This window comes from Dryocola mayonis (assembly GCF_051307045.1).
Classification (GTDB): domain Bacteria; phylum Pseudomonadota; class Gammaproteobacteria; order Enterobacterales; family Enterobacteriaceae; genus Dryocola.
Genome location: NZ_CP150452.1, coordinates 1,831,898 through 1,855,274, shown reverse-complemented (window position 1 = coordinate 1,855,274; position 23,377 = coordinate 1,831,898). Strand labels below are relative to the sequence as shown.

Here is a 23,377-nt window from a genome sequence, read left to right as displayed (position 1 = left end):
AGCCTCCACAAAGGAGGCTTTCGGCGCTGTTTTTCGTTTCTTTTCTTACGCGCAAAGCCCCCGGTTTCAGGCGCTAAAGTAAAAAAAGAAACGGAAAATAGCAGCATTCATGCTTGCAGTTACCTTAATTGACGATATTCGTTGTGCGTATTCAAAAGGCTCAGGCGCGAAATGTCAATAATTTGATTGAGTTAGAAATTAAAAGAGGGAGACAAGCTCCCTCTGATAACCGGCTTACGCCAGAGCTGCTTTCGCTTTTTCAACCAGGGCAGAGAATGCCACTTTGTCGAAAACTGCGATGTCAGCCAGGATCTTACGGTCAATTTCAACAGAGGCTTTTTTCAGGGCCGTTGATGAATTTGCTGTAAGAGATACCGTTCTGACGAGCTGCAGCGTTGATACGTGCAATCCACAGCTGGCGGAACTGACGCTTACGTTGACGACGGTCACGGTAAGCATACTGACCAGCTTTGATAACAGCCTGGAAGGCAACGCGGTATACGCGAGAACGCGCACCATAGTAGCCTTTAGCTTGTTTGAGGATTTTTTTGTGACGAGCACGTGCGATTACACCACGTTTTACGCGAGCCATTTAGCTCTCCTGTTTCTGTATTCTGAAATTTATTAAAAAGTTAACTTATGCGTACGGCAGGCACGCGACGACCAGGCCCAGATCCCCTTTGGAGACCATACCTTTCGGACGCAGATGACGTTTACGCTTGGTAGACTTTTTAGTCAGAATGTGACGCAGGTTAGCGTGCTTGCGCTTAAAACCACCGCCGGCGGTTTTTTTGAAGCGCTTAGCGGCGCCGCGTACTGTTTTAATCTTTGGCATTTAATTACTTTCCACTTCGCATTGTTAATTAAACGAACCAGAAGGCGAACAAAACCAGCGAAGCGTAAGCCCCGCCGGTATCGTTACTTGAGTGCCTTACTGTTTCTTCTTAGGAGCGAGCACCATGATCATCTGGCGGCCTTCGATCTTCGATGGGAAGGATTCGACCACTGCCAGTTCACTCAGATCGTCACGGACGCGGTTAAGCACTTCCATACCGATCTGCTGGTGAGCCATCTCACGACCGCGGAAACGCAGCGTGATCTTAGCTTTATCACCCTCTTCCAGAAAGCGAACCAGGCTGCGGAGTTTTACCTGGTAGTCGCCATCGTCAGTGCCAGGTCGGAATTTGATTTCCTTAACCTGAATAACTTTTTGCTTTTTCTTCTGTTCCTTAGAAGATTTGCTTTTTTCGTAGAGGAACTTGCCGTAATCCATAATGCGGCAAACAGGCGGTTCGGCATTAGGACTGATTTCAACTAAATCAACCCCAGCCTCTTCGGCTTTTTCTAAAGCTTCATTCAGACTGACAATACCTAGCTGCTCGCCGTCTAGACCTGTTAGACGAACCTCAGTGGCACGAATTTCTCTGTTAATGCGATTAGGACGCGCCGGTTGAACTCTTTTTCCGCCTTTAATACTTTATTCCTCCAGTTGATTTAGATTGCGGCTGCGGATCTCTTGCTGCAGCTTTTCAATCAATTCGTTTACGTCCATGCTTCCCAGGTCTTTGCCACGACGGGTACGAACGGCTACTTTGCCTGCTTCGACCTCTTTGTCGCCACATACCAACATATAAGGGACACGACGCAACGTGTGTTCACGGATTTTAAAGCCTATCTTCTCATTTCTCAAGTCTGCTTTTACGCGAATGCCTGCATTTTGTAGTTTACGGGTCAATTCGTTAACGTAATCAGACTGTCCGTCGGTGATATTCATGACCACCGCCTGGACCGGAGCAAGCCAGGTCGGGAAGAACCCTGCGAACTCTTCGGTAAGAATACCGATAAACCTTTCCATGGAGCCTAAGATGGCGCGGTGAATCATTACCGGCACCAGACGCTCGTTGTTTTCGCCGATGTACGACGCATTTAGACGCGCAGGCAGGGAGAAGTCGAGCTGTACCGTACCGCACTGCCATGCGCGATCCAGGCAGTCATACAGCGTAAATTCGATCTTCGGACCGTAGAACGCGCCTTCGCCCGGTTGATAATCAAACGGGATTTCGTTTTCCTGCAAAGCGACCGCAAGGTCGGCTTCCGCACGATCCCACATTTCGTCGGTACCGATACGTTTTTCCGGACGGGTAGACAGTTTTACGACGATTTTTTCGAAACCGAAGGTGCTGTACATGTCATAAACCATGCGAATACAGCTGTTCACCTCGTCGCGCACCTGGTCTTCAGTACAGAAGACGTGGGCGTCGTCCTGGGTGAAACCACGCACGCGCATCAGGCCGTGCAGCGCGCCTGATGGCTCATTACGGTGGCAGCTACCGAATTCGGCCATACGCAATGGCAGGTCGCGGTAAGATTTTAGACCCTGATTGAAAATTTGCACGTGGGCCCGGGCAGTTCATTGGCTTAATGCAGTACTCACGGTTCTCCGAAGAGGTGGTGAACATCGCATCTTTATAGTTGTCCCAGTGGCCGGTTTTTTCCCACAGCACGCGGTCCATCATGAACGGGCCCTTCACTTCCTGGTACTGATATTCTTTCAGCTTGGAGCGCACGAAGACTTCCAGCTCGCGGAAAATCGTCCAGCCGTCGTTGTGCCAGAACACCATACCCGGCGCCTCTTCCTGCATATGGTACAGGTCGAGCTGTTTGCCGATTTTGCGGTGGTCGCGCTTGGACGCTTCTTCCAGACGCTGCAGGTAAGCATTAAGCTGTTTTTTATCCGCCCATGCGGTGCCGTAGATGCGTTGCAGCATTTTGTTGTTGCTGTCGCCGCGCCAGTAGGCGCCGGAGGTTTTCTGCAGTTTAAAATGGTGGCAGAAACGCATGTTCGGCACGTGCGGGCCGCGGCACATATCAACGTATTCTTCATGATGATACAAACCAGGCTGGTCATCATGGCTGATGTTTTCATCAAGGATGGCAACCTTGTAGCTTTCGCCGCGGTTGACGAAAGTTTCGCGCGCTTCGTGCCAGCTCACTTTTTTCTTGATGACATCGTAATCTTTTTCAGCCAGCTCGTGCATACGCTTTTCGAGCAGCTCAAGATCTTCCTGGGTCAGGGTATGGTCAAGGTCGACGTCGTAGTAGAAGCCGTTGTCGATAACCGGGCCAATCGCCATTTTAGTATGCGGCCACAGCTGCTTGATAGCATGCCCCAGCAGGTGCGCGCAGGAGTGACGGAGAATTTCCAGGCCGGCTTCATCTTTAACGGTGATGATGGCAAGTCTGGCGTCGCGATCGATAAGATCGGAGGCATCAACCAGCTCACCGTCTACGCGGCCTGCGATGCAGGCTTTTGCCAGACCCGGGCCGATATCAAGTGCCACATCCAGCGGGCTGACAGCATGGTCGTAATGGCGTTGGCTGCCATCAGGAAGAGTAATAACAGGCATTATAAGTCCTTATTTGCAGTGGTGACCCACACGTAAGATCACATGCAATTTTATAGAGGTTAAATAAACCAGCCGGTTGGGATGGGTTGAATGCTTCACTCTGCAAACTGTGTACTTAATACTCGCCGTACCCGCATCCGCCTGCTGATTACACCCGGCAATAGTACACGTCATTGATGGAGGGATAAAGGAGACAAACGTTTCTTTCAGGCCTGCAGGCCAATAAACAGTCTTATGTGACAGAGGGGCATAACGGTGATATTTTCGCTTGCCTTACCCGTTTTATGTTTACCACCAGCAGGGAAATTTAATGGATCTTTTTGATGAGTCTTATGAACGCCATAAGCAGGCTGTCGGCGGTCAGGAAGCGCGCTGGAATGCCTGGCTGAGCAAGCACCCGTTGGTGCTGGTCGCCGTTGCCGCGGTGACTATTTTGATTATTTTACTTGCCATGCATTTCTCATAACGGCATACAAAGCGGCTTTTACCGCAGCCATTATAAAAGAGGGTTAATCTTATTTTAAATAAGATGAAAGAGCCGATAAAAATAACCGCTGTTGCCGCATTAAAATTAAGCCGGGACCAGGCCCGGCTCGAAAATTACATTTTATAACCGAGGGTAATCGCGGTTTTTCTGTCAGTATGCTCAGGAGCGGAATCCGGTGGGTTGGAGTTCCAGGTCACGTTATAAGCCACCTTCAGCCCGAAGTGCGCGTTGATGGCGACTTCAAGACCGGTTTCCGAGTTCACCGTTGTATCTTCGCTACCCAGCACGGAAACGCCCTGGATAAACTTCGCGTTATCCGTCAGCTGCCAGTTATAGATGCCGGAGGCATAGCCCAGAGCCTGGGTTTCATGACCGCCATCGGTATACTCGTCGTAACGAACGCCCGGACCGAATTCAAGACGGAAGCTGTGCACCGGGCCGCTTAAGAACTGACGACCGTAACCTGCGGTCAGTATGTCGCGCGCCTGATAACCGTTAAAGCGGTCGGTTAACCAGCTTGCCTGCCCAAACAGGTAGTCGCTGTCCGTCATGTTATAACGACTACGGCCGCCGGCAGAGTAAGTCTCTGAAGAGCGCTCGTCGTTAGAAGAGGTATTGTTGGCGTTACCCCAAATGGACCACGCGGTGGAGGTGCTATACCAGGTCATATTGGTATTAGCGGTCAGCGTAGAACTTTTGGTATTGCCGGACTGGGCGAGATAGCCCGCGTTGAGATTGCCTTCAAAAGGTTTTTTCGCGGTGCTTGGGTCATCCATGACAGTGAAAACCGTAGTATCTGCAACTGCAAAGTGACTCAATAGCGCACTTCCGGTCAGCAAAATTGCAGCCGGTACTGTCTTAACAAGCTTCATTTATTAATCCGTACGACAAAAAAAGAAACCACCAAGGTTCCGGAATCTTCCCTGAGGATCAAATCTTTATCTCCCAGGAAAGGTTACAAATTATAAAAAAGCCAGAATAACATAGCAATGGATTCTTATTTCATTTTTTGAATAAGAAGCCTCTCAAAACATCTTTATTTTCATATATATAGCCAGCGCTTGCTTTTTAGCAATCAATTGAAAAATCATGGGGTTATTAAAAAATCCTTCTGTCTGAATGGTGCTAAGCTCTAACTATTCATTAAAAAGGAGGATTCATGGCCAGTATCTATACGCTCACGCTCGCTCCCTCTCTCGACAGCGCCACCCTGACGCCACAGATTTATCCGGAAGGTAAATTACGCTGCACGGCGCCGGTATTCGAACCCGGCGGCGGCGGCATTAACGTCGCACGCGCTATTTCGCACCTTGGCGGAAAGGCTATCGCTATTTTTCCCGCGGGCGGCGCCACGGGCGAACATCTCTGCGCCCTGCTGCTTGATGAAAAAGTTGCGATAGATACCGTTGAAACCCATGACTGGACGCGTCAAAACCTGCATGTACATACCGAATCTACCGGCGAGCAGTACCGCTTTGTGATGCCTGGCGCCACGCTCAGCGATGATGAATTCCGCCGCCTTGAAGAAAAAGTGCTGGCCATCGAGCCGGGCTCTATTTTGGTTATCAGCGGCAGCCTGCCGCCGGGCATTGACGTCTCAAAGCTTTGTTCGCTGGTAAAAGCGGCGCAAAAGGCCGGCATCCGCTGCATTATTGACACCTCCGGCGAGGCGTTAAAAGCCACCCTTAATATCGGCAATATCGAGCTCATCAAACCTAACCAGAAAGAGCTCAGCGCGCTGGTTAATCGCGATCTCACCCAGCCTGACGACGTGCGTCAGGCCGCACAGGAGATAGTAGAGAGCGGAAAAGCGCGCCGCGTCGTCGTCTCTCTCGGCCCGCAGGGCGCTTTGGGCGTGGATGCCAGCGGTTGCGTGCAGGTGGTCCCTCCGCCGGTAAAAAGCCAGAGCACCGTAGGCGCCGGCGACAGCATGGTCGGGGCGATGACCTTAAAACTCGCCGAAGATGCGCCTTTATTGGATATGGTGCGATTTGGCGTTGCCGCCGGCAGCGCCGCGACGCTGAATCAGGGCACCCGCCTGTGCTCGCGGGAGAATACGCATAAAATTTACGATTACCTGCGCAGCTAAACTCCGCCCTCCTCGCGAGGGCCCTTTCGCTTTCTTATCCCGCCGGGCTAAAAGTCGCCATTTCAGGCAGATGAACTATGCTAAAACCTTTGGGATAACAATGAGGTGAACCATGAGTAACGGAGACATTGTGCGCTATGTCATCACCGTTAAATATAAAGAGGCGGGCCTGACCGATATCAATGAACTTAATAACTCCCTGACTCGCGGCGGTTTTTTGCTCACGATGAGCGATGACGAAGGGAAAGTTCACGAGCTGGGCACCAATACTTTTGGCCTGATAAGCGCGCTGGACGAACAGGAAGTGGCCGAGCTGGCAAAAGGGCTTGGGCAGGTTGCCCTTGGCGCCGAGCCGGAAGTCGCCGTCACGACCTGGGAGCAGTGGGAAAAGTCACCGCGGTGACAAATCATTTCAATTCCTGGCCGGGATGTGCGTTGGTTCCTGTTTTTTACCCGGTTATAAGTGCAAGCTAATGATCTACCAGAGCAACTGGGGGGAAATATCATGTGGCAAGCCATCAGTCGTCTGTTAAGTGAGCAGCTGGGAGAGGCTGAAATTGAACAACGCACCGAGCTTCCCGGCGGGGAGATCCACGCGGCGTGGCGGCTGCGTTATGCAGGTCACGAGATTTTCGTCAAAAGCGACAGTCGGGAGATGCTGCCCATCTTTACCGCCGAGGCCGACCAGCTTGAGCTGCTTTCCCGCAGCAAAACCGTACGGGTCCCCCAAGTCTGGGCGGTAGGCAGCGATCGGGATTACAGCTTCCTGCTGCTTGAGTTTCTGCCGGCTAAACCGCTTGATGCGCACAACGCTTTCCTGCTGGGCCAGCAGCTGGCGCGTTTGCACCAGTGGAGCGATCAGCCCCAGTTCGGGCTCGATTTCGACAACGACCTTTCCACCACCCCTCAGCCAAACGCCTGGCAGCGCCGCTGGTCGACGTTCTTTGCCGAACAGCGTATCGGCTGGCAGCTGGAAATGGCGGCGGAGAAAGGGATTCAGCTGGGCGATATAGACATGATTGTCGATTTTGTTCATCAATCCCTTGCCTCGCACCAGCCGCAGGCGTCGTTGCTGCACGGCGATTTATGGTCGGGTAACTGCGCGCTGGGGCCTGACGGACCCTTTATTTACGATCCCGCCTGCTACTGGGGCGACAGAGAATGCGATCTGGCAATGCTGCCTCTGCACAGCGACCAGCCTCCGCAAATTTACGATGGCTACCAGTCTGTTTCCCCTCTTCCCGCCGGTTTTCTGCAGCGCCAGCCAATCTATCAGCTCTATACGCTGTTAAACCGCGCCATTTTGTTCGGCGGACAGCATCTGGTCAACGCGCAAAAAGCGCTGGAGCGCGTGCTGGCCGCCTGAGTTCGCGGTTTAAATTGAGCCACTCCTGAACAGGAGTGGCTTTCTGTTAAATAAAGCCGAGCAGCGAGAAAAAGAAGTAGCCCGCAATAATCACAATCACCGGCAGAACGTACAAAGGGAATATCTGCAGCAAAATAGTATGGCGAGGCACCACGATTCTGGCATCAAGCTGCGCTCGGGTGAGCCCTTCCGCCCCTTTCGCCTGCTCCAGAATCAGCTGATCCTCCACCCCTTCGCGCAGGAATTTCGCCTGGCGGCTCATGCGCGCGCCCGAAGCCTGCAGCGCAAGCGCGACGAAAATCAGCGCGTAGATAATCCAGAACAGCACGTTCGGCTGCTGGTGAAAGTCCGGCTGCGGCGAGTTGTACCAGAAGAAATTAAGGAATGGCGTATTAAAACGCATCATCTCAATCATCACATGTGAGAAATCCAGCATGACGGCATTGATGCCCGGCTGTTTTTCACTGTGTTCATACATGAATTTCAGCAGTGAAATTAACGTTGAAATCACGGCCGGGATGAAAATCACCCAACCGGCCACGCGTTTTAGTACAGCAATGCGTCCAGCTTGTTGATACGTCATTCTTTCCCCTTGGTTTAGACGTAATTTACCTGCACAAAGTCTACCTTGTCTCACGCCATTTCGCCTGAGCTTTGCGGGCGAAATTCATAAAGCGGTGGCAACCGGCGGCTTTTCCCGCTATTGATAAGAGCGACTTTTTAAAATAAACGCTGACAGGAGTCCGGATATGGCCGACACGCGCCAGGTTTTAGCTGCGATTTTTGATATGGATGGCTTACTGATTGATTCCGAGCCGTTGTGGGACGAGGCGGAGCTGGAGGTGATGGCCGGCATCGGCGTTGATATCACGCGCCGCAACGAGCTGCCCGATACGCTCGGGCTGCGCATCGATCTGGTCGTCGATCTGTGGTTTGCCCAGCAGCCATGGAACGGCCCGACCGTTGCGGAAGTGACCCAACGCATTATTACGCGCGCCATCAGCCTTGTGGAAGAACGCCGCCCGCTATTGCCGGGCGTGCGTGAAGCTATTGCGCTGTGTAAAGCTCAGGGGCTTAAAGTTGGCCTGGCATCCGCCTCGCCTTTACCCATGCTTGAACGCGTGCTGGAAATGTTTGATTTGCGCGAGCACTTTGACGCCCTCGCCTCGGCGGAACATCTGCCCTACAGCAAGCCTCACCCGCAGGTTTACCTTGATGCCGCCGCGAAGCTCGGCGTCGATCCTTTGACGTGCGTAACGCTTGAAGATTCGGTCAACGGGATGATCGCCACCAGGGCCGCTCGCATGCGCTCCATCGTGGTGCCGGCGGAAGAAAACCGTGGCGATCCGCGCTGGTGCCTGGCCAATGTGCAGCTTGAATCGCTGCTTGCCCTTACGGCAAGCGATCTGCTTGGCTGATCCGACGGGCGGAGCGTTCCGCCCGTGCCAAAACCTCCGCCTCGTCCAAATATTGAAACGCCATTTCAGAAATATTTGTAATTCTGCTTAGGGCTACCTATCTTAAAGGAACACGCGCCGCGCGCGCTTAACGTCCACGGGGTAGCTATGATTCTCAACGCTTTTAATTTGCAGGGCAAAGTTGCCCTGGTCACCGGATGCGACACCGGGCTTGGCCAGGGAATGACCCTCGGCCTTGCCGAAGCCGGGTGCGACATTATCGGCGTGAATCGCAAAATTCCGCACGACACCGCGGAAAAGGTCCTGACGCTCGGGCGCCGTTTCACCGCCATTCAGGCGGACCTGAGCCAGGCGGATATTATTCCCGGCCTCGTCGCAGAAGCCGTGGCGCGCATGGGGAAAATCGACATCCTGGTGAATAACGCCGGGACGATTCGCCGTGAAGACGCCCTGCAGTTCAGCGAAAAGGACTGGGACGACGTCATGAACCTGAATATCAAATCCCTGTTCTTCCTGTCGCAGGCCGTGGCAAAGCAGTTCATAAAACAAGGCGGCGGCGGCAAGATTATTAACATTGCCTCGATGCTTTCGTTCCAGGGGGGTATCCGCGTCCCGTCCTATACCGCATCGAAAAGCGCGGTGCTGGGCGTAACGCGGCTGCTTGCTAACGAATGGGCGCAGTACAACATTAACGTTAACGCTATCGCCCCCGGATATATGGTGACCAATAACACCCGGGAGCTGCGTGACGACGAAGCGCGCAGCAAGGAAATTCTCGACCGCATTCCCGCGGGCCGCTGGGGAAAACCTGAGGATCTGCAGGGGGCGGCGGTGTTCCTTGCTTCAGGCGCAGCCGATTATATTAACGGCCACACGATTGCCGTTGACGGCGGGTGGCTTGCGCGCTAAAAGCACTGCCACCGGTTTTTTCCGGCGGTGATAAAATGTTACAGCGTCACCTCTTCCGTCTACTGTACAAAAACCCTATACTGGATGAATCGACAGTTCTCATCCAGGTAGTATCATGACGGCGGAAGGTCATCTGCTTTTTTCTGTAGCCTGCGCGGTATTCGCTAAAAACGCCGACCTCACGCCCGTGCTGGCGCAGGGCGACTGGTGGCACATCGTGCCGTCTGCTATTTTGACCTGCCTGCTGCCGGACATCGACCATCCCAAATCCTTTCTCGGCCAGCGCCTGCCCTGGATATCCAAACCCATCGCCCGCGCCTGCGGCCACCGCGGCTTTACCCATAGCCTGTTCGCCGTGTTTGCCGGCCTCGCCCTTTTCTATCTGAAGGTGCCGGAAAGCTGGGTCATTCCCGCGGATGCATTGCAGGGCATGGTGCTCGGCTACCTGAGCCATATTCTTGCCGATATGCTAACGCCCGCGGGCGTGCCGCTGCTGTGGCCCTGCCGCTGGCGCTTCCGCTTCCCCATCGTCAGGCCGCAAAAAGGTAACCAGCTGGAAAGGTTCCTGTGCATGGCGCTGTTCGGTTTAGCGGTGTGGATGCCGCAGGGCCTGCCCGAAAACGGTGCGGTTCGCTGGTCGTCGCAGATGATAAATTCTCTGCAAACCACCTTTAACGGATTATTAAATCACCATCTGGAACAATAAATAGACGAAATAGTGCATTTCGTAATAATCAATTCCGTTTGAATATAAGTGATCGTCGTCTCATCTGATACGCTTTGCGGCATAAAGGTGGGCGTAAGCCCATCCGCTTACAAAAAATCAGGAGATACGGGGATGAATTTTCCACTTATAGCGAACGTTATCGTGTTCGTTGTTCTGCTGCTGTTGCTGGCGCAAACCCGCCATAAACAGTGGAGTCTGGCGAAGAAAGTACTGCTCGGCCTGGTGGTCGGCGTGGTGTTCGGCGTCGCCCTGCACGCCGTCTACGGCGCCGAAAGCCAGGTGCTTAAAGATTCGATCCAGTGGTTTAACGTCGTCGGTAACGGCTACGTACAGCTGCTGCAGATGATCGTTATGCCGCTGGTGTTCGTGTCTATCCTTAGCGCCGTGGCGAAACTGCACAACGCCTCTTCGCTGGGCAAAATCAGTTTCCTGACCATCGGCACCCTGCTGTTCACCACGCTGATTGCGGCGCTGGTCGGCGTGCTGGTCACCAACCTGTTCGGCTTAACCGCTGAAGGCCTGGTGCAGGGTACCGCGGAAACCGCGCGCCTGAGCGCCATCGAAACCAACTACGCAGGCAAAGTGGCGGATCTGTCCGTGCCGCAGCTTATCCTGTCCTTCGTGCCGAAAAACCCGTTTGCCGACCTGACCGGCGCGAACCCAACTTCAATTATCAGCGTGGTTATCTTCGCAGCCTTCCTGGGCGTCGCCGCGCTGAAGCTGCTTAAGGACGATGCGCCGAAAGGCGAGCGCGTGCTGGTGGCTATCGATACCCTGCAAAGCTGGGTGATGAAGCTGGTCCGTCTGGTTATGCAGCTGACGCCTTACGGCGTGCTGGCGCTGATGACCAAAGTGGTGGCGAGTTCCAACCTGCAGGACATCATCAAGCTTGGCAGCTTCGTGGTAGCCTCCTACCTGGGGCTGGCGATTATGTTCGGCGTTCACGCGCTGTTGCTTGCCGTTAACGGCGTAAGCCCGCAGAAATACTTCCGCAAGGTATGGCCGGTGCTGACCTTCGCGTTCACCAGTCGTTCCAGCGCGGCAAGCATCCCGCTGAACGTGGAGGCGCAAACCCGCCGTCTTGGCGTACCGGAATCTATCGCAAGCTTCTCCGCCTCTTTCGGCGCCACCATTGGCCAGAACGGCTGCGCGGGTCTTTACCCGGCCATGCTGGCGGTGATGGTTGCGCCGACGGTCGGCATTAACCCGCTTGACCCGCTGTGGATTGCAACGCTCGTAGGCATCGTGACGGTCAGTTCCGCAGGCGTTGCCGGCGTGGGCGGCGGCGCGACCTTTGCCGCGCTGATTGTGCTGCCGGCGATGGGCCTGCCGGTTACCCTGGTGGCGCTGCTGATTTCCGTCGAGCCGTTAATTGATATGGGCCGTACCGCGCTGAACGTCAGCGGCTCCATGACCGCCGGTACCATCACCAGCCAGTTAATGAAGCAGACCGATAAAGAGATGCTGAACAGCGAAGAAGAGATTGAGCTCGCCCATCGCTAAAGATGACTAAAAAGAGAAAGGCCGCAGATTCTGCGGCCTTTTTTTATATTTCGTTTTCCTGGCGAACCTGCGTCGCCCACCGCTGAGCGGCCTCCGGCAGCGTAAAAGCCGGCGACTGACGGAACGCATCTCCTACCAGCACAAAAGCCACATACTTATTCTTCAGCAGCCATACGTCCTTGAATCCTTCCACCCGCCAGGCGTGCGACGGCGGCGCAGGTTCAACGCGGGGTTGATAGGTTATGACGGGGCGTGTATTGGGTTGGCGCAGTGGTTTCATAGGCAAGACGTTCGAAGCAAGTTAGTGAATAACATCACTATGATAACGGATCGTCCGCCGCTCGTCGCCTCCGCAGGCAGAGTTAACACGTTGTTCTATAGTTAGAGGGGTTTACTCTAATTACAACCTGGTAAAACAGCTGCCAGAAAAGGAGACGAGTTCAATGTCGAAGCAAGATAAAAAACCGCTTAGTCACAGCGCACCTGTTCATGACGCCAGTGAATCCAAACCGGGCATGGATTCGCTTGCGCCGGAAGATGGCTCTCACCGCCCCTCTCAGGAGCGCACGGCGCCGGGCGCGCAGCCTACAGCCGCGGGCAGTTTCAAAAGCCCGGATACCTCGAACGAAAAGCTAAAAACTCTCGATAAGCACCGTAAAGACGGCGAAAACTTCCCGCTGACCACCAATCAGGGCGTGCGCATCGCCGACGATCAAAACTCCCTGCGCGCCGGTACGCGTGGGCCTACGCTTCTGGAAGATTTTATCCTGCGGGAGAAAATCACCCACTTCGACCATGAGCGTATCCCCGAGCGTATTGTTCATGCCCGCGGCTCCGCGGCCCACGGCTTCTTCCAGCCCTATAAGAACCTGTCCGATATCACCAAAGCGGATTTCCTCTCCGACCCGGATAAAATCACGCCTGTGTTTGTGCGTTTCTCAACGGTTCAGGGCGGCGCAGGCTCCGCTGATACGGTGCGCGATATCCGTGGATTCGCCACCAAGTTTTACACCGAAGAAGGTATTTTCGATTTAGTCGGCAACAATACGCCGATCTTCTTCATTCAGGACGCGCATAAATTTCCGGACTTCGTGCACGCCGTTAAGCCTGAGCCACACTGGGCTATCCCGCAGGGCGGCAGCGCGCACGACACCTTCTGGGACTATGTCTCGCTCCAGCCGGAAACCCTGCATAACGTGATGTGGGCGATGTCTGACCGCGGGCTGCCGCGCAGCTACCGCACCATGGAAGGCTTTGGCATCCACACCTTCCGCTTGATCAACGCCGAAGGCAAAGCCACCTTTGTACGCTTCCACTGGAAGCCGGTCGCGGGCAAAGCGTCACTGTTGTGGGATGAGTCGCAAAAGCTGACGGGCCGTGACCCGGACTTCCACCGCCGCGACCTGTGGGAATCCATCGAAGCCGGCGACTTCCCGGAATATGAGCTGGGCCTGCAGCTTATTCCTGAGGAAGACGAGTTCAAATACGATTTCGACCTGCTCGACCCGACGAAACTGATCCCTGAAGAGCTGGTTCCGGTGCAGCTGGTGGGCAAAATGACCCTTAACCGTAACCCGGATAACTTCTTCGCCGAGAACGAGCAGGCAGCGTTCCACCCGGGGCATATCGTTCCGGGGCTGGATTTCAGTAACGATCCGCTGCTGCAGGGTCGCCTGTTCTCCTATACCGATACGCAGATCAGCCGTCTGGGCGGGCCGAACTTCCACGAAATCCCGATTAACCGTCCGGTTTGCCCTTACCATAACTTCCAGCGCGACGGCATGCATCGCATGGATATCGACAGCAACCCGGCTAACTATGAGCCGAACTCGATCAACGACAACTGGCCGCGCGAAACGCCTCCGGGTCCGAAACGGGGCGGCTTCGAAAGCTATCAGGGACGTGTTGAAGGGCATAAAATACGCGAACGCAGCCCGTCGTTCGGCGAATATTATTCCCATCCACGGCTGTTCTGGCAGAGCCAGACGCCGGTGGAGCAGCAGCATATCGTCGGCGCCTTCAGCTTTGAGCTTTCCAAAGTGGCGCGCCCTTACATCCGTGAACGCGTGGTGGACCATCTCACCCATATAGATATTTCGCTGGCCCAGCAGGTTGCGGAAAATCTTGGCATCGAGCTTTCCGATGAACAAATGCATGTCGCCCCGCCAAAAGACGTTAACGGGCTGAAAAAAGATGCCAGCCTGAGCCTGTATGCCGTGCCGACCGGCACCGTTAAAGGGCGAGTCGTGGCCGTTCTGTTAAGTGAAAACAGCAAAGCGGCGGACGTGCTGGACATTGTGAAGGGGTTAAAAGCGCAGGGCGTGCACGCCAAGCTGCTGTTCTCAAGAATGGGCCAGATCACCGCGGACGACGGCTCGGTCGTGCCAATCTCAGCCACGTTTGAAGGTTCTCCTTCCGTAACCGTGGATGCGGTAATAGTCCCCGGCGGCGACTTAAGTTCAATTCTGGATAGCGGCGACGCGGCTTATTATCTGCTGGAAGCCTACAAGCATCTTAAGGTTATCGGCCTTGTCGGCGACGCCCGTAAGTTTAAGGCGAAATTAGGCATTGACGATCAGGGTGAAGAAGGCGTGGTGGAAGCCGATGACGCATCCGGTAATTTTATGGGCGAATTCCTGAAATTACTTGCTGCGCACCGGATCTGGAACCGCAGTAATAAAGTTGCCCATATTCCGGCCTAAAAAAACGGGCCATAGCCTGTGCGGTTATGGCCTTTTTTCTCTACTTTAATTTTTTATTTTTTTAATGCCGAAATAAAAAAAGCCCGAGTACGAAATAATCGTATTCAGGCTTTTCTTTTTGTGTACGTTAACTGCTCCGGGCTAACCCATCTTCGCTATCGTAACGCAACACAGCAACGCATTATTTAGCGGTTATTACAGCGCAACCACGTTTGCAGCAGCAGGGGCCTTTCGCGCCGTTTTCAACGGTGAACTTCACCTTCTGGCCTTCTTCGAGGGTTTTGAAGCTGTCGCTCTGGATAGCGGAGAAGTGTACGAACACGTCTTTGCTGCCGTCATCAGGCGTGATAAAGCCGAAGCCTTTATCAGCGTTAAACCATTTTACTAAACCAGTCAGTTGGGTAGACATAGATACTTCCTCAAGAAAATTTTATCGCTACGTTGTAGCACCATGGTCTGAGTTTCAGAATAACTTATGGGCTTTAGGAGAAGACTCACGGAGAAGAGGTATCTGAGGATAGCGCTTGAACTGAGAACTGCTTTACTAAAATGCTTTACATAAGGTCTGATGGACAAACCGAGAACGCTATTAACGCACGATGCTATTTTTTAAGCAAGCCTGATTTAGCGTTATGCGCAATAAAGACATTTCTTTACTTTCGCAGCCTTAATAGCGAAGCGTAAACGGGCATAAAAAAACCGCCTGCGGACAGGCGGTTTTTTAAAATTAAATTATTTATTAGCGGCCTGCGGATCGGTATCGTATTCCGCACAGCTCTGATAGCCGGAATTCATTACGTGACCGGTATCATCAAGCGCGACGAAATAGGTTTCGGTTTTGCCGTCACGCTGGCCCAGGATGTAGGTCTGACAGGTACCACGAGCGTGGATCATCGTCACTTCCGACGAAGGTTTGCCCGCTACCTGACGCACCTGCTCACGGCTCATGCCTTTCTTCACGTCTTTGACAACCGGCGTGGCCACCTGATCTTTAGTACGATCGTAAGCGGTACAACCTGCCAGCATAGTCATTACGGCCGCTGCACTTAAAATTCCTGCGAATGTCTTGTTCATATTATATCCTCGTTTTATCGCTTATTGCTTGCGCGTGTAAGATAAGCCTGGAATATAAAAGAACATTTTTCAACTTGTTAGCGGAAATGAATGGAAATTAGGACAATTGGCTATAGTAGCCCCGCCCTCCGTTAATTGTGCTAAATCCCAGCGGTCAGCAGCCGTACAGGGGCGATGAGCCTTGTCGTTTTAGCCGCAAAGGGTTAGTTTTAACCTGTCTGTTTTTTTGCTGCCTGCGCGTTGCAGGTATACCGTAACCGGAGGGGTTAAATGGCTCTGCAACAAGAGATTATTCAGGCGTTAGGCGTAAAACCACAGGTAGATCCGCAGCAGGAAATCCGCGTCAGCGTCGACTTCCTGAAGGCGTATCTGAAAACCTATCCGTTCATTAAAACGCTGGTGCTCGGCATCAGCGGCGGCCAGGATTCCACGCTCGCAGGCAAGCTCAGCCAGATGGGCCATCAGCGAACTGCGCGCGGAAAGCGGCGACGAGAGCTATCAGTTTATCGCCGTACGCCTGCCGTTCGGCGTGCAGTTCGACGAACAGGATTGCCAGGACGCCATCGCTTTTATTCAGCCCGATCGGGTATTAACGGTGAATATCAAAGCCGCCGTGCTGGCCAGCGAAGAAGCGCTGCGCGATGCAGGTATTGAGCTAAGCGATTTCGTCCGCGGCAACGAAAAAGCCCGCGAACGCATGAAGGCCCAGTACAGCATCGCCGGCATGACCAAAGGCGTGGTGGTTGGCACCGACCATGCGGCAGAAGCCGTAACGGGCTTCTTCACCAAATATGGCGACGGCGGCACCGACATCAATCCTCTTTTCCGCCTCAACAAGCGCCAGGGCAAGCAACTGCTGAAAACCCTGGGCTGCCCGGAACACCTCTACCAGAAGGCGCCGACGGCGGATTTAGAAGACGACCGCCCTTCCCTGCCGGATGAAGCGGCACTTGGCGTCACCTACGAAAACATCGACGATTACCTGGAAGGCAAGCAGCTTGACGGCGCCATCAGCGCCATCATCGAAGGCTGGTACACCAAAACGGAACACAAGCGTCGTCCGCCGATTACCGTGTTTGACGATTTCTGGAAAAAGTAGGCGTTCTTTTTGGGCGGATAGCGCAGGCTTATCCGCCCCGCTTTTGAGAGACACATGGACAGTTCTGCCCAACGCGCGACCCTTTTCGGCCTGCTGGCTATCCTTCTGTGGAGCACCTCCGTCGGCCTGCTGCGCAGCATCAGCGAACACTTCGGTCCCGTTGGCGGGGCGGCTCTTATTTATACCCTTAGCGCGCTGTGCCTGTGCCTGGTACGCGGCCTTCCCAGAATTCGCGAAATGCCGCCCTGTTATCTGTGGACGGGCGGCGCGCTGTTTGTCACCTACGAAATCTTCCTCGCCTTAGCTATCGGGCTGGCGCACGGCCGCAGCCAGTCTCTGGAGCTGGGGATGATTAACTATCTTTGGCCCAGCCTGACTATCGTTCTGGCTTTGTTTATCAACCGGCAGCGCGCGAGCCTCTGGCTGTGGCCTGGGCTTGCGCTTTCTCTGGCCGGCATTATTCAGGTGATGAAGGGGGACGGCGACTGGTCGCCCGCGCAGATGTGGCACAACGTTCTCGATAACCCTCCGGCCTACGGCCTGGCGTTTGCCGCCGCCTTAATCTGGGCGCTCTACTGCAACCTTACCCGCCGCTGGAGCCAGGGGAAAAACGGCGTCTCGCTGTTCTTTTGCGCCACCGCGCTGGTGCTGTGGGGGAAATATGCTTTCGTCAGCGAGGCGCCGTTGCACTTTACCCTCTCCGCCTCGCTGCAGCTGCTGTTTATGGGCGTGTCTACGGCCATTGCTTATTCGGCATGGAACCTTGGCATCCAGCGCGGAAACATGACGCTGTTAGCCACCGCCTCCTACTTTACGCCGGTGCTTTCCGCCTTTATCGCCAGCCTCTGGCTGGGGCCTGCGCCCCGGCTGGTCCTTCTGGCTGGGCGTGGCGATGGTGGTGGCCGGCTCGCTGATCTGCTGGCTCGCCACCCGCCGCCACGGATAAATTGCGGCTTTTTTGCGCATCGCTTCCCTGATAGACTGTACAGGCAACCAGTACTCAGGAGCTAAGAAGTGGTAAGGCGTGTCAGCGCACCGCGCATGCAGTTTGAAGCAGCAGCAGTTTACGAATATCCCGAACATCTCCGCCCCTGGCTTGAGGATCTCCCCAAAGCGTCAGGGGTGTATGTTTTTCATGGCGAAAGCGACGTTATGCCGCTTTATATCGGCAAGAGCGTCAATATCCGCAGCCGCGTAATGTCCCATTTCCGCACGCCAGACGAAGCGGCCCTATTGCGCCAGTCCCGCCGCATCACCTTTATCCGCACGGCGGGCGAGCTGGGCGCGCTTCTGCTGGAAGCGCAGATGATCAAAGAGCAGCAGCCGCTGTTTAACAAGCGCCTGCGCCGCAACCGCCAGCTTTGCTCGCTGCAGTTCGAGGGAGGCAAACCCCAGGTGGTGTACGCCCGCGACGTCGATTTTTCAAAGCAAACGGGGTTATACGGCCTGTATGCGAACCGCCGCGCCGCGCTGCAAACGCTGCAAACCCTGGCGGATGAGCACCGGCTTTGCTATGGCCTGCTGGGGCTGGAAACGCTGAGCGCCGGCCGGGCCTGTTTCCGCGCCGGGCTAAAACGCTGCGCGGGAGCCTGCTGCGGCAGAGAAACCGTCGAGGCGCATCACGAGCGTTTTCTGGCGGCGATGGAACGCATCCGGGTGATGTGCTGGCCGTGGCGGGGGCCGGTCGGGCTAAAAGAGGCCGGCCCTGACATTACGCAGTATCACATCATCGACAGCTGGTTTTATCTGGGGTCGGTAGAGAGTTTAGCGCAGGCGAACACGCTTGGCGCGCCGCCAAAAGGCTTCGACAACGACGGCTATAAGATTTTGTGCAAGCTGGTAATAAGCGGAGATTACGAAGTGGTGGAGCTTTCCCGCCCCACCGCTTCATAGCAGCTTACTTCACCATCGGCAGCCGTAGCTGATGCTCACGGGCGCAGGCAGTCGCGCTTTCATAGCCTGCGTCCGCATGGCGCATTACCCCGGTTGCCGGATCGTTCCACAGCACGCGTGCCAGGCGTACGTCGGCCTCCGGCGTGCCGTCGGCGACGATCACGACTCCCGCATGCTGTGAAAAGCCCATCCCCACGCCGCCGCCGTGGTGCAGGCTTACCCAGGTCGCACCGCCCGCGGTGTTCAACAAGGCGTTGAGCAACGGCCAGTCGGAAACCGCGTCTGAGCCATCCTGCATCGCCTCCGTTTCGCGGTTTGGCGAAGCGACGGAGCCGCAGTCCAGATGATCGCGCCCAATGACCACCGGCGCTTTCAGCTCGCCGTTACGCACCATTTCGTTGAAGGCCAGCCCGGCCTTGTGACGCTCGCCAAGCCCCAGCCAGCAGATGCGCGCGGGCAGTCCCTGGAAGGCGATGCGTTCCTGCGCCATATCCAGCCAGCGATGCAGGTTGTGATTGTCCGGGAAGAGCTCTTTTAGTTTCGCGTCGGTTCTGGCGATGTCCTGCGGATCGCCGGAAAGCGCCACCCAGCGGAACGGCCCCTTGCCTTCACAAAACAGCGGGCGGATATAAGCCGGAACAAAGCCCGGAAAATCGAACGCGTTTTCCACGCCCTCGTCAAACGCGACCTGCCGGATATTGTTGCCGTAGTCTACCGTCGGCACGCCCATCTGCCAGAAATCCAGCATCGCCCGAACGTGCGTCGCCATGGAAGCGCGGGCCGCCTTCTCAACCGCTTTCGGCTGCGCGGCGCGCTCCTGCTGCCAGCGCTCCACCGTCCAGCCGGCCGGCAGATAGCCATTCAGCGGATCGTGCGCGGAGGTCTGATCCGTAACGATATCAGGCCGGATGCCGCCCGCTTTCGCCCGCTTCACCAGCTCCGGTAAAATCTCCGCGGCGTTCCCCAGCAGCCCTACGGAGATGGCCTTTTTCTGCGCGTTGGCCTCCGCAATCATGGCCAGCGCCTCGTCGAGCGTGGCGGCCTTGTAGTCCAGATAACGGGTGCGCAGACGGAAATCAATGCGCGACTCCTGACACTCGATCGCCAGCACCGACGCCCCGGCCAGCACGCCGGCCAGCGGCTGCGCGCCGCCCATGCCGCCCAGCCCGGCGGTCAGTATCCATTTGCCTTTCAGATCGCCGTTGTAATGCTGGCGCCCCGCTTCCGCAAAGGTTTCAAAGGTGCCCTGCACGATGCCCTGGGCGCCGATATAAATCCACGAGCCGGCCGTCATCTGGCCGTACATCATCAGCCCGGCCCGATCGAGCTTGTGGAAGTGATCCCAGTTCGCCCAGTGCGGCACCAGGTTTGAGTTAGCGATTAACACCCGCGGAGCATCCGCGTGCGTGCGGAAAATCCCCACCGGTTTGCCGGACTGCACCAGCAGCGTTTCATCAGCTTTAAGCGAACGTAGCGAGGCAAGGATTTGCTCGAAGCACTCCCAGTTACGGGCGGCTTTGCCTATGCCGCCGTAAACCACCAGATCCTGCGGCCGCTCGGCGACGTCCGGATCGAGGTTGTTCTGGATCATGCGATACGCCGCTTCGATCAGCCAGTTTTCACAATGCAATTCCGCGCCGTGCGGGGCGCGTACCGTGCGGGCTACCGCCTGTTTTACAGATTCAGTCATTATGGCTCCCGGTCTCAGGCCGAAGTAGAAGGAAGAAGATCAACGATGGCCGCAGGCCAGACGTCGCCTGCGCCCCACTGGCGCATCCGTTCGATATCCGGCGCCAGCAGACGGTCTTTTTCCAGGAAGGCCACGCGCTGACGAATGCCGCTGAAAATTTCTTCCACCAGCGGGGAGCTGCGCAGCGGACGCGCAAACTCCATGCCCTGCGCCGCCGCCATGGCCTCAATGCCCACCACCGCGGCGGTGTTGAAGCACATGGCGCCAAGACGGCGCGCAGCATAGGTGGCCATCGAAACGTGATCTTCCTGGTTGGCGGAGGTTGGCAGGCTGTCGACGCTGCCCGGATGGGCGAGGGATTTATTCTCTGAGGCGAGAGCCGCGGCCGTCACCTGGGCGATCATAAATCCCGAGTTGATTCCGCCCTCTTTTACGAGGAAAGGCGGCAGGCCGGACAGGCCCGTATCCAGCAGCAAAGCAAGGCGGCGCTCTGAAATCGCCCCGATTTCGGCGATAGCCAGCGCGAGAATATCCGCCGCAAAGGCCACCGGTTCGGCATGGAAGTTGCCGCCGGAAATCACCTCGCCCGTGTCGCTGAACACCAGGGGATTATCGGATGCGGCGTTGGCTTCAATCTGCAGTACGCGCGCCGCGTGGCGCAGGTTATCGAGGCAGGCGCCCATCACCTGCGGAACGCAGCGGATGGAGTAAGGATCCTGCACCCGTCCGCAGTGCTGATGCGAATCGACGATCTCGCTTCCTTCAAGCAAAGCGCGCAACGCGGCGGCCACGTCGATTTGCCCTTTCTGCCCGCGGGCCTCGTGAATGCGGGCGTCGAACGGCTTAACCGAGCCTTTGATGGCCTCCAGCGACAGCGCGCCGGCCACCAGCCCCGCGGCAAAAACTTTTTCGCCTTCGAACAATCCGCGCAGCGCCAGCGCCGTCGAAACCTGGGTGCCGTTGAGCAGCGCCAGGCCCTCTTTCGGCCCGAGCACCAGCGGCTCGACGCCCGCCTGCTGCAGCCCCTGAGGCGCAGGCATTTCTTTACCGTTCACGCGCACGCGGGCCTTCGCCAAGCAGCATCAGCGAAAGATGCGCCAGCGGCGCGAGATCGCCTGAGGCGCCCACGGAGCCTTTTTCCGGGATAACCGGCATCACGCCCGCGTTAAACAAGCGCAGCAGATTGTCGATAACCTGCGGCCGCACGCCGGAATGGCCGCGGGCGAGGCTGATAACCTTGCTTGCCATCACCAGACGCACCACGTCATCGGGCAGCGGTTCCCCCAGCCCCACGCTGTGCGACAGCACCAGGTTTCTTTGCAGCTCGGCAAGACGATCGCGCGCGATGGTGGTTTGCGCCAGTTTGCCAAAACCGGTATTAATGCCGTAAACCACATCCCCATGGTTAACGATGGCTTCTACCGTTTGCTGAGCGCGCTCAACGGCTTCAGCAGCCTGCGAGTCAAGCTCCAGCGTGACGTTGCCATGATAAATATCGCGCAGCGTGGCAAGCGAGACGTGGCCGGGCTTAAGGGTACAGCGCTTTTTTTGCATCGACATGTTTATATCCTGATGGCAGCAATTCATAGGAACATATAGAGTTGTATAGACAACTTAACTAATAAACCAAAACGTCCGCCAGTCGGTCATAGGTAATTTTTATCGAACAGTGAGCGGGATCGCGCTTACCACGCAAATGATTAAGGACAAAACATGTCTGCATTAGAGCCTCTGGAACAGTTGCGTTCCGCCATCAGCGATCTCCCCGCGCCTATTTATCAGCGGGTGAAACAGGCAATCATCGGCCAGATCCGCGGCGGGGCCTGGCTGCCGCATCAGCGCGTGCCGTCGGAAACTGAACTGGTGAGCGCCCTTAACGTCAGCCGCATGACGATCAACCGCGCGCTACGCGAACTGACCAGCGAAGGCTGGCTGGTGCGGATGCAGGGCGTGGGGACTTTCGTCGCCGAGCTGAAGGGCCATACGGCGATGCTTGAGGTGCGCAGCATCGCCGAGGAGATCGCCGCGCGCGGCCACCACTACCGCAATTACGTGGTGGCTTTAGAACAGGTTGCGGCCAGCGCAGAGCTCGCCCATGCGTTTTCCGTGCAGCCCGGCGAGCCGCTGTTTTACTCACAGATGGTGCATTACGATAACGACGAGGCCGTGCAGCTTGAGACGCGCTACGTCAATCCGGCGCTTGCGGCAGACTACCTGCGCCAGGATTTTCGCCTGTTCACGCCGCACCACTACCTAAGCCAGGTGGCGCCGCTGACGGCCGGGGAGCATATTGTCGAAGCCGTGCTGGCCGATGAGACGCAGCAGGCGCTGCTGGAGGTCACGGCCCGGCAGCCGTGTTTGTTGGTTAAGCGGCGCACCTGGCACCATGCGCAGGTGGTAACCGTGGCCCGGCTGCTGTATCCGGGCTCGCGTTATCAGCTGGTGGGCAGCTTTACCGGGCAGTGATTACAGATAGGTTATCTCGCTAAACAGCAGCTGCCCTTCGGATTTCAGCAGGCGCAGCGTGTGGCGCCCGTTTTGCCACCATGCGCCCTGATCCGGCGACAGCAGCTTATCTTCCAGCTGCCATTCGCCGTTCAGCACATAAACGATGCCGCCGCGCGGCGCTAGCGTGGTAAAGGTGCGGTCGGCAACGCGTACTTTCGCCTGGCAGCGGTCGCGGCGCGTCATCACGTTGAAGTCCATCGACATCCCGTGCGTCAGCTCGGCCTTCACCACCTGCTCGCCCGCAAATGAAAACGGCTGATAGCGCCTGAGCGTATGACGAAACGCTGTCCCGGCATCAAGAATCACGTCGCCGCCCTCAAGCAGCGTAATCACCCTGTCGATCTGCGGGAAGGCGGAAAACTCGCCGCTGCTGGCGATCGAAGCGATACTTGCGCGCCAGTTAAAATCACGGGTTGCAGGCGGAAAGCAGCAAATCTCGCGGGTTTCCCCGGCGCCGTTGCGCCACAAGCTGACCGGCACTTTCCGTATATCGAAGAATTCCATC

The 23,377-nt window shown here is 55.9% G+C and carries 20 protein-coding genes, 6 pseudogenes and 1 other annotated feature (1 of these 27 only partly in view); of the genes and pseudogenes, 13 read left to right on the top strand and 13 right to left on the bottom strand.

Going from position 1 to position 23,377, the window contains the following annotated elements:
- Positions 1 to 116 (bottom strand) — a sequence feature (Phe leader region) (it extends 8 nt beyond the left edge of the window).
- The 5 genes and pseudogenes from pheM to thrS form a co-directional block, all read right to left on the bottom strand.
- A complete protein-coding gene (pheM, locus tag WLO32_RS09045) occupies positions 67 to 111 on the bottom strand; it encodes a pheST operon leader peptide PheM (protein WP_106120997.1) in 45 nt (14 codons plus the stop codon). (Overlaps the previous feature by 45 nt.)
- A gap of 118 nt (positions 117 to 234) precedes the next feature.
- A pseudogene (gene rplT / locus WLO32_RS09040) lies at positions 235 to 592 on the bottom strand (50S ribosomal protein L20).
- Positions 593 to 637: 45 nt separating this feature from the next.
- On the bottom strand, positions 638 to 835 hold the full coding sequence (gene rpmI / locus WLO32_RS09035) for a 50S ribosomal protein L35 (RefSeq protein WP_004263702.1): 198 nt from the start codon (positions 833 to 835) through the stop codon (positions 638 to 640).
- Between the two features lie 96 nt (positions 836 to 931).
- Entirely contained in the window at positions 932 to 1,474 is a 543-nt protein-coding gene (gene infC, locus WLO32_RS09030; RefSeq protein WP_121268117.1) for a translation initiation factor IF-3, read from the bottom strand.
- A gap of 3 nt (positions 1,475 to 1,477) precedes the next feature.
- Positions 1,478 to 3,407: pseudogene (gene thrS / locus WLO32_RS09025) on the bottom strand (threonine--tRNA ligase).
- 310 nt (positions 3,408 to 3,717) lie between these two features.
- Here thrS and WLO32_RS09020 point away from each other — a divergent pair.
- The gene (locus WLO32_RS09020) at positions 3,718 to 3,873 is read left to right on the top strand and encodes a hypothetical protein (protein ID WP_435948007.1); all 156 of its coding nucleotides are present in this window, start codon (positions 3,718 to 3,720) and stop codon (positions 3,871 to 3,873) included.
- Between the two features lie 134 nt (positions 3,874 to 4,007).
- On the opposite strand, the gene WLO32_RS09015 is transcribed toward WLO32_RS09020, so the two are convergent.
- The gene (locus tag WLO32_RS09015; RefSeq protein ID WP_435948006.1) at positions 4,008 to 4,766 is read right to left on the bottom strand and encodes a DUF481 domain-containing protein; all 759 of its coding nucleotides are present in this window, start codon (positions 4,764 to 4,766) and stop codon (positions 4,008 to 4,010) included.
- Between the two features lie 287 nt (positions 4,767 to 5,053).
- Here WLO32_RS09015 and pfkB point away from each other — a divergent pair, with 287 nt between their 5' ends.
- The 3 genes from pfkB to WLO32_RS09000 all read left to right on the top strand — a co-directional run bounded on the left by pfkB (position 5,054) and on the right by WLO32_RS09000 (position 7,349).
- Positions 5,054 to 5,983: a 6-phosphofructokinase II gene (gene pfkB / locus WLO32_RS09010; protein WP_435948005.1), complete on the top strand. Its 930-nt coding sequence runs from the start codon at positions 5,054 to 5,056 to the stop codon at positions 5,981 to 5,983.
- Positions 5,984 to 6,095: 112 nt separating this feature from the next.
- Positions 6,096 to 6,386 (top strand): type V toxin-antitoxin system endoribonuclease antitoxin GhoS, encoded by a 291-nt coding sequence (ghoS, locus tag WLO32_RS09005; RefSeq protein ID WP_435948004.1) that lies wholly within the window; start codon positions 6,096 to 6,098, stop codon positions 6,384 to 6,386.
- A gap of 102 nt (positions 6,387 to 6,488) precedes the next feature.
- On the top strand, positions 6,489 to 7,349 hold the full coding sequence (locus WLO32_RS09000; RefSeq protein WP_435948003.1) for a fructosamine kinase family protein: 861 nt from the start codon (positions 6,489 to 6,491) through the stop codon (positions 7,347 to 7,349).
- 46 nt (positions 7,350 to 7,395) lie between these two features.
- Here the strand turns inward: WLO32_RS09000 and WLO32_RS08995 are convergent, their stop codons facing one another.
- A complete protein-coding gene (locus WLO32_RS08995; RefSeq protein WP_121268111.1) occupies positions 7,396 to 7,932 on the bottom strand; it encodes a YniB family protein in 537 nt (178 codons plus the stop codon).
- Positions 7,933 to 8,098: 166 nt separating this feature from the next.
- Between WLO32_RS08995 and hxpB the strand changes: the two genes are divergently transcribed.
- The 4 genes from hxpB to WLO32_RS08975 all read left to right on the top strand — a co-directional run bounded on the left by hxpB (position 8,099) and on the right by WLO32_RS08975 (position 11,906).
- The gene (hxpB, locus tag WLO32_RS08990; protein WP_435948002.1) at positions 8,099 to 8,767 is read left to right on the top strand and encodes a hexitol phosphatase HxpB; all 669 of its coding nucleotides are present in this window, start codon (positions 8,099 to 8,101) and stop codon (positions 8,765 to 8,767) included.
- Positions 8,768 to 8,914: 147 nt separating this feature from the next.
- On the top strand, positions 8,915 to 9,676 hold the full coding sequence (gene kduD / locus WLO32_RS08985) for a 2-dehydro-3-deoxy-D-gluconate 5-dehydrogenase KduD (protein ID WP_435948001.1): 762 nt from the start codon (positions 8,915 to 8,917) through the stop codon (positions 9,674 to 9,676).
- Between the two features lie 115 nt (positions 9,677 to 9,791).
- Positions 9,792 to 10,382, top strand: a complete 591-nt coding sequence (locus WLO32_RS08980; RefSeq protein ID WP_435948000.1) for a metal-dependent hydrolase — start codon at positions 9,792 to 9,794, stop codon at positions 10,380 to 10,382.
- 132 nt (positions 10,383 to 10,514) lie between these two features.
- Positions 10,515 to 11,906: an L-cystine transporter gene (locus WLO32_RS08975; protein ID WP_435947999.1), complete on the top strand. Its 1,392-nt coding sequence runs from the start codon at positions 10,515 to 10,517 to the stop codon at positions 11,904 to 11,906.
- A gap of 43 nt (positions 11,907 to 11,949) precedes the next feature.
- Here WLO32_RS08975 and cedA read toward each other — a convergent pair whose 3' ends face one another.
- On the bottom strand, positions 11,950 to 12,186 hold the full coding sequence (gene cedA, locus WLO32_RS08970; protein ID WP_121268107.1) for a cell division activator CedA: 237 nt from the start codon (positions 12,184 to 12,186) through the stop codon (positions 11,950 to 11,952).
- A 163-nt stretch (positions 12,187 to 12,349) separates the two neighbouring features.
- Here cedA and katE point away from each other — a divergent pair, with 163 nt between their 5' ends.
- A complete protein-coding gene (gene katE, locus WLO32_RS08965) occupies positions 12,350 to 14,608 on the top strand; it encodes a catalase HPII (RefSeq protein WP_435947998.1) in 2,259 nt (752 codons plus the stop codon).
- Between the two features lie 195 nt (positions 14,609 to 14,803).
- Here katE and cspE read toward each other — a convergent pair.
- Positions 14,804 to 15,017, bottom strand: a pseudogene (gene cspE, locus WLO32_RS08960) (transcription antiterminator/RNA stability regulator CspE).
- Between the two features lie 323 nt (positions 15,018 to 15,340).
- A complete protein-coding gene (gene osmE, locus WLO32_RS08955) occupies positions 15,341 to 15,682 on the bottom strand; it encodes an osmotically-inducible lipoprotein OsmE (protein ID WP_435947997.1) in 342 nt (113 codons plus the stop codon).
- Positions 15,683 to 15,952: 270 nt separating this feature from the next.
- Here osmE and nadE point away from each other — a divergent pair.
- The 3 genes and pseudogenes from nadE (at position 15,953) to cho (ending at position 18,674) form a co-directional block, all read left to right on the top strand.
- Positions 15,953 to 16,781, top strand: a pseudogene (gene nadE / locus WLO32_RS08950) (ammonia-dependent NAD(+) synthetase).
- A gap of 54 nt (positions 16,782 to 16,835) precedes the next feature.
- A pseudogene (gene yddG / locus WLO32_RS08945) lies at positions 16,836 to 17,727 on the top strand (aromatic amino acid DMT transporter YddG).
- A gap of 68 nt (positions 17,728 to 17,795) precedes the next feature.
- Positions 17,796 to 18,674 carry an excinuclease Cho gene (cho, locus tag WLO32_RS08940; protein WP_435947996.1) on the top strand — a complete coding sequence of 293 codons (879 nt, stop codon included), beginning with the start codon at positions 17,796 to 17,798 and terminating at the stop codon, positions 18,672 to 18,674.
- Positions 18,675 to 18,678: 4 nt separating this feature from the next.
- Here the strand turns inward: cho and hutU are convergent, their stop codons facing one another.
- Together hutU and hutH are read right to left on the bottom strand one after the other, a co-directional pair.
- On the bottom strand, positions 18,679 to 20,364 hold the full coding sequence (gene hutU / locus WLO32_RS08935; RefSeq protein ID WP_435947995.1) for a urocanate hydratase: 1,686 nt from the start codon (positions 20,362 to 20,364) through the stop codon (positions 18,679 to 18,681).
- 14 nt (positions 20,365 to 20,378) lie between these two features.
- Positions 20,379 to 21,924 (bottom strand): annotated as a pseudogene (hutH, locus tag WLO32_RS08930) (histidine ammonia-lyase).
- Between the two features lie 153 nt (positions 21,925 to 22,077).
- Here hutH and hutC point away from each other — a divergent pair.
- On the top strand, positions 22,078 to 22,830 hold the full coding sequence (gene hutC, locus WLO32_RS08925; protein ID WP_121268098.1) for a histidine utilization repressor: 753 nt from the start codon (positions 22,078 to 22,080) through the stop codon (positions 22,828 to 22,830).
- On the opposite strand, the gene ves is transcribed toward hutC, so the two are convergent.
- Positions 22,831 to 23,376, bottom strand: coding sequence for an environmental stress-induced protein Ves (ves, locus tag WLO32_RS08920; protein WP_121268097.1), 546 nt, complete (start codon positions 23,374 to 23,376; stop codon positions 22,831 to 22,833). It abuts the gene before it with no gap.
- Position 23,377 lies beyond the last annotated feature (1 nt).

Bases quoted from the DNA above. Each gene is read 5' to 3' on its own strand.
- WLO32_RS09020 (WP_435948007.1), top strand. From the start codon at position 3,718: ATGGATCTTTTTGATGAGTCTTATGAACGCCATAAGCAGGCTGTCGGC.
- hutC (WP_121268098.1), top strand. From the start codon at position 22,078: ATGTCTGCATTAGAGCCTCTGGAACAGTTGCGTTCCGCCATCAGCGAT.
- WLO32_RS08975 (WP_435947999.1), top strand. From the start codon at position 10,515: ATGAATTTTCCACTTATAGCGAACGTTATCGTGTTCGTTGTTCTGCTG.
- WLO32_RS09015 (WP_435948006.1), bottom strand. From the start codon at position 4,766: ATGAAGCTTGTTAAGACAGTACCGGCTGCAATTTTGCTGACCGGAAGT.
- pfkB (WP_435948005.1), top strand. From the start codon at position 5,054: ATGGCCAGTATCTATACGCTCACGCTCGCTCCCTCTCTCGACAGCGCC.
- WLO32_RS08980 (WP_435948000.1), top strand. From the start codon at position 9,792: ATGACGGCGGAAGGTCATCTGCTTTTTTCTGTAGCCTGCGCGGTATTC.
- ves (WP_121268097.1), bottom strand. From the start codon at position 23,376: ATGGAATTCTTCGATATACGGAAAGTGCCGGTCAGCTTGTGGCGCAAC.
- ghoS (WP_435948004.1), top strand. From the start codon at position 6,096: ATGAGTAACGGAGACATTGTGCGCTATGTCATCACCGTTAAATATAAA.
- katE (WP_435947998.1), top strand. From the start codon at position 12,350: ATGTCGAAGCAAGATAAAAAACCGCTTAGTCACAGCGCACCTGTTCAT.
- hxpB (WP_435948002.1), top strand. From the start codon at position 8,099: ATGGCCGACACGCGCCAGGTTTTAGCTGCGATTTTTGATATGGATGGC.
- hutU (WP_435947995.1), bottom strand. From the start codon at position 20,364: ATGACTGAATCTGTAAAACAGGCGGTAGCCCGCACGGTACGCGCCCCG.
- cedA (WP_121268107.1), bottom strand. From the start codon at position 12,186: ATGAAACCACTGCGCCAACCCAATACACGCCCCGTCATAACCTATCAA.
- WLO32_RS09000 (WP_435948003.1), top strand. From the start codon at position 6,489: ATGTGGCAAGCCATCAGTCGTCTGTTAAGTGAGCAGCTGGGAGAGGCT.
- osmE (WP_435947997.1), bottom strand. From the start codon at position 15,682: ATGAACAAGACATTCGCAGGAATTTTAAGTGCAGCGGCCGTAATGACT.
- rpmI (WP_004263702.1), bottom strand. From the start codon at position 835: ATGCCAAAGATTAAAACAGTACGCGGCGCCGCTAAGCGCTTCAAAAAA.
- WLO32_RS08995 (WP_121268111.1), bottom strand. From the start codon at position 7,932: ATGACGTATCAACAAGCTGGACGCATTGCTGTACTAAAACGCGTGGCC.
- kduD (WP_435948001.1), top strand. From the start codon at position 8,915: ATGATTCTCAACGCTTTTAATTTGCAGGGCAAAGTTGCCCTGGTCACC.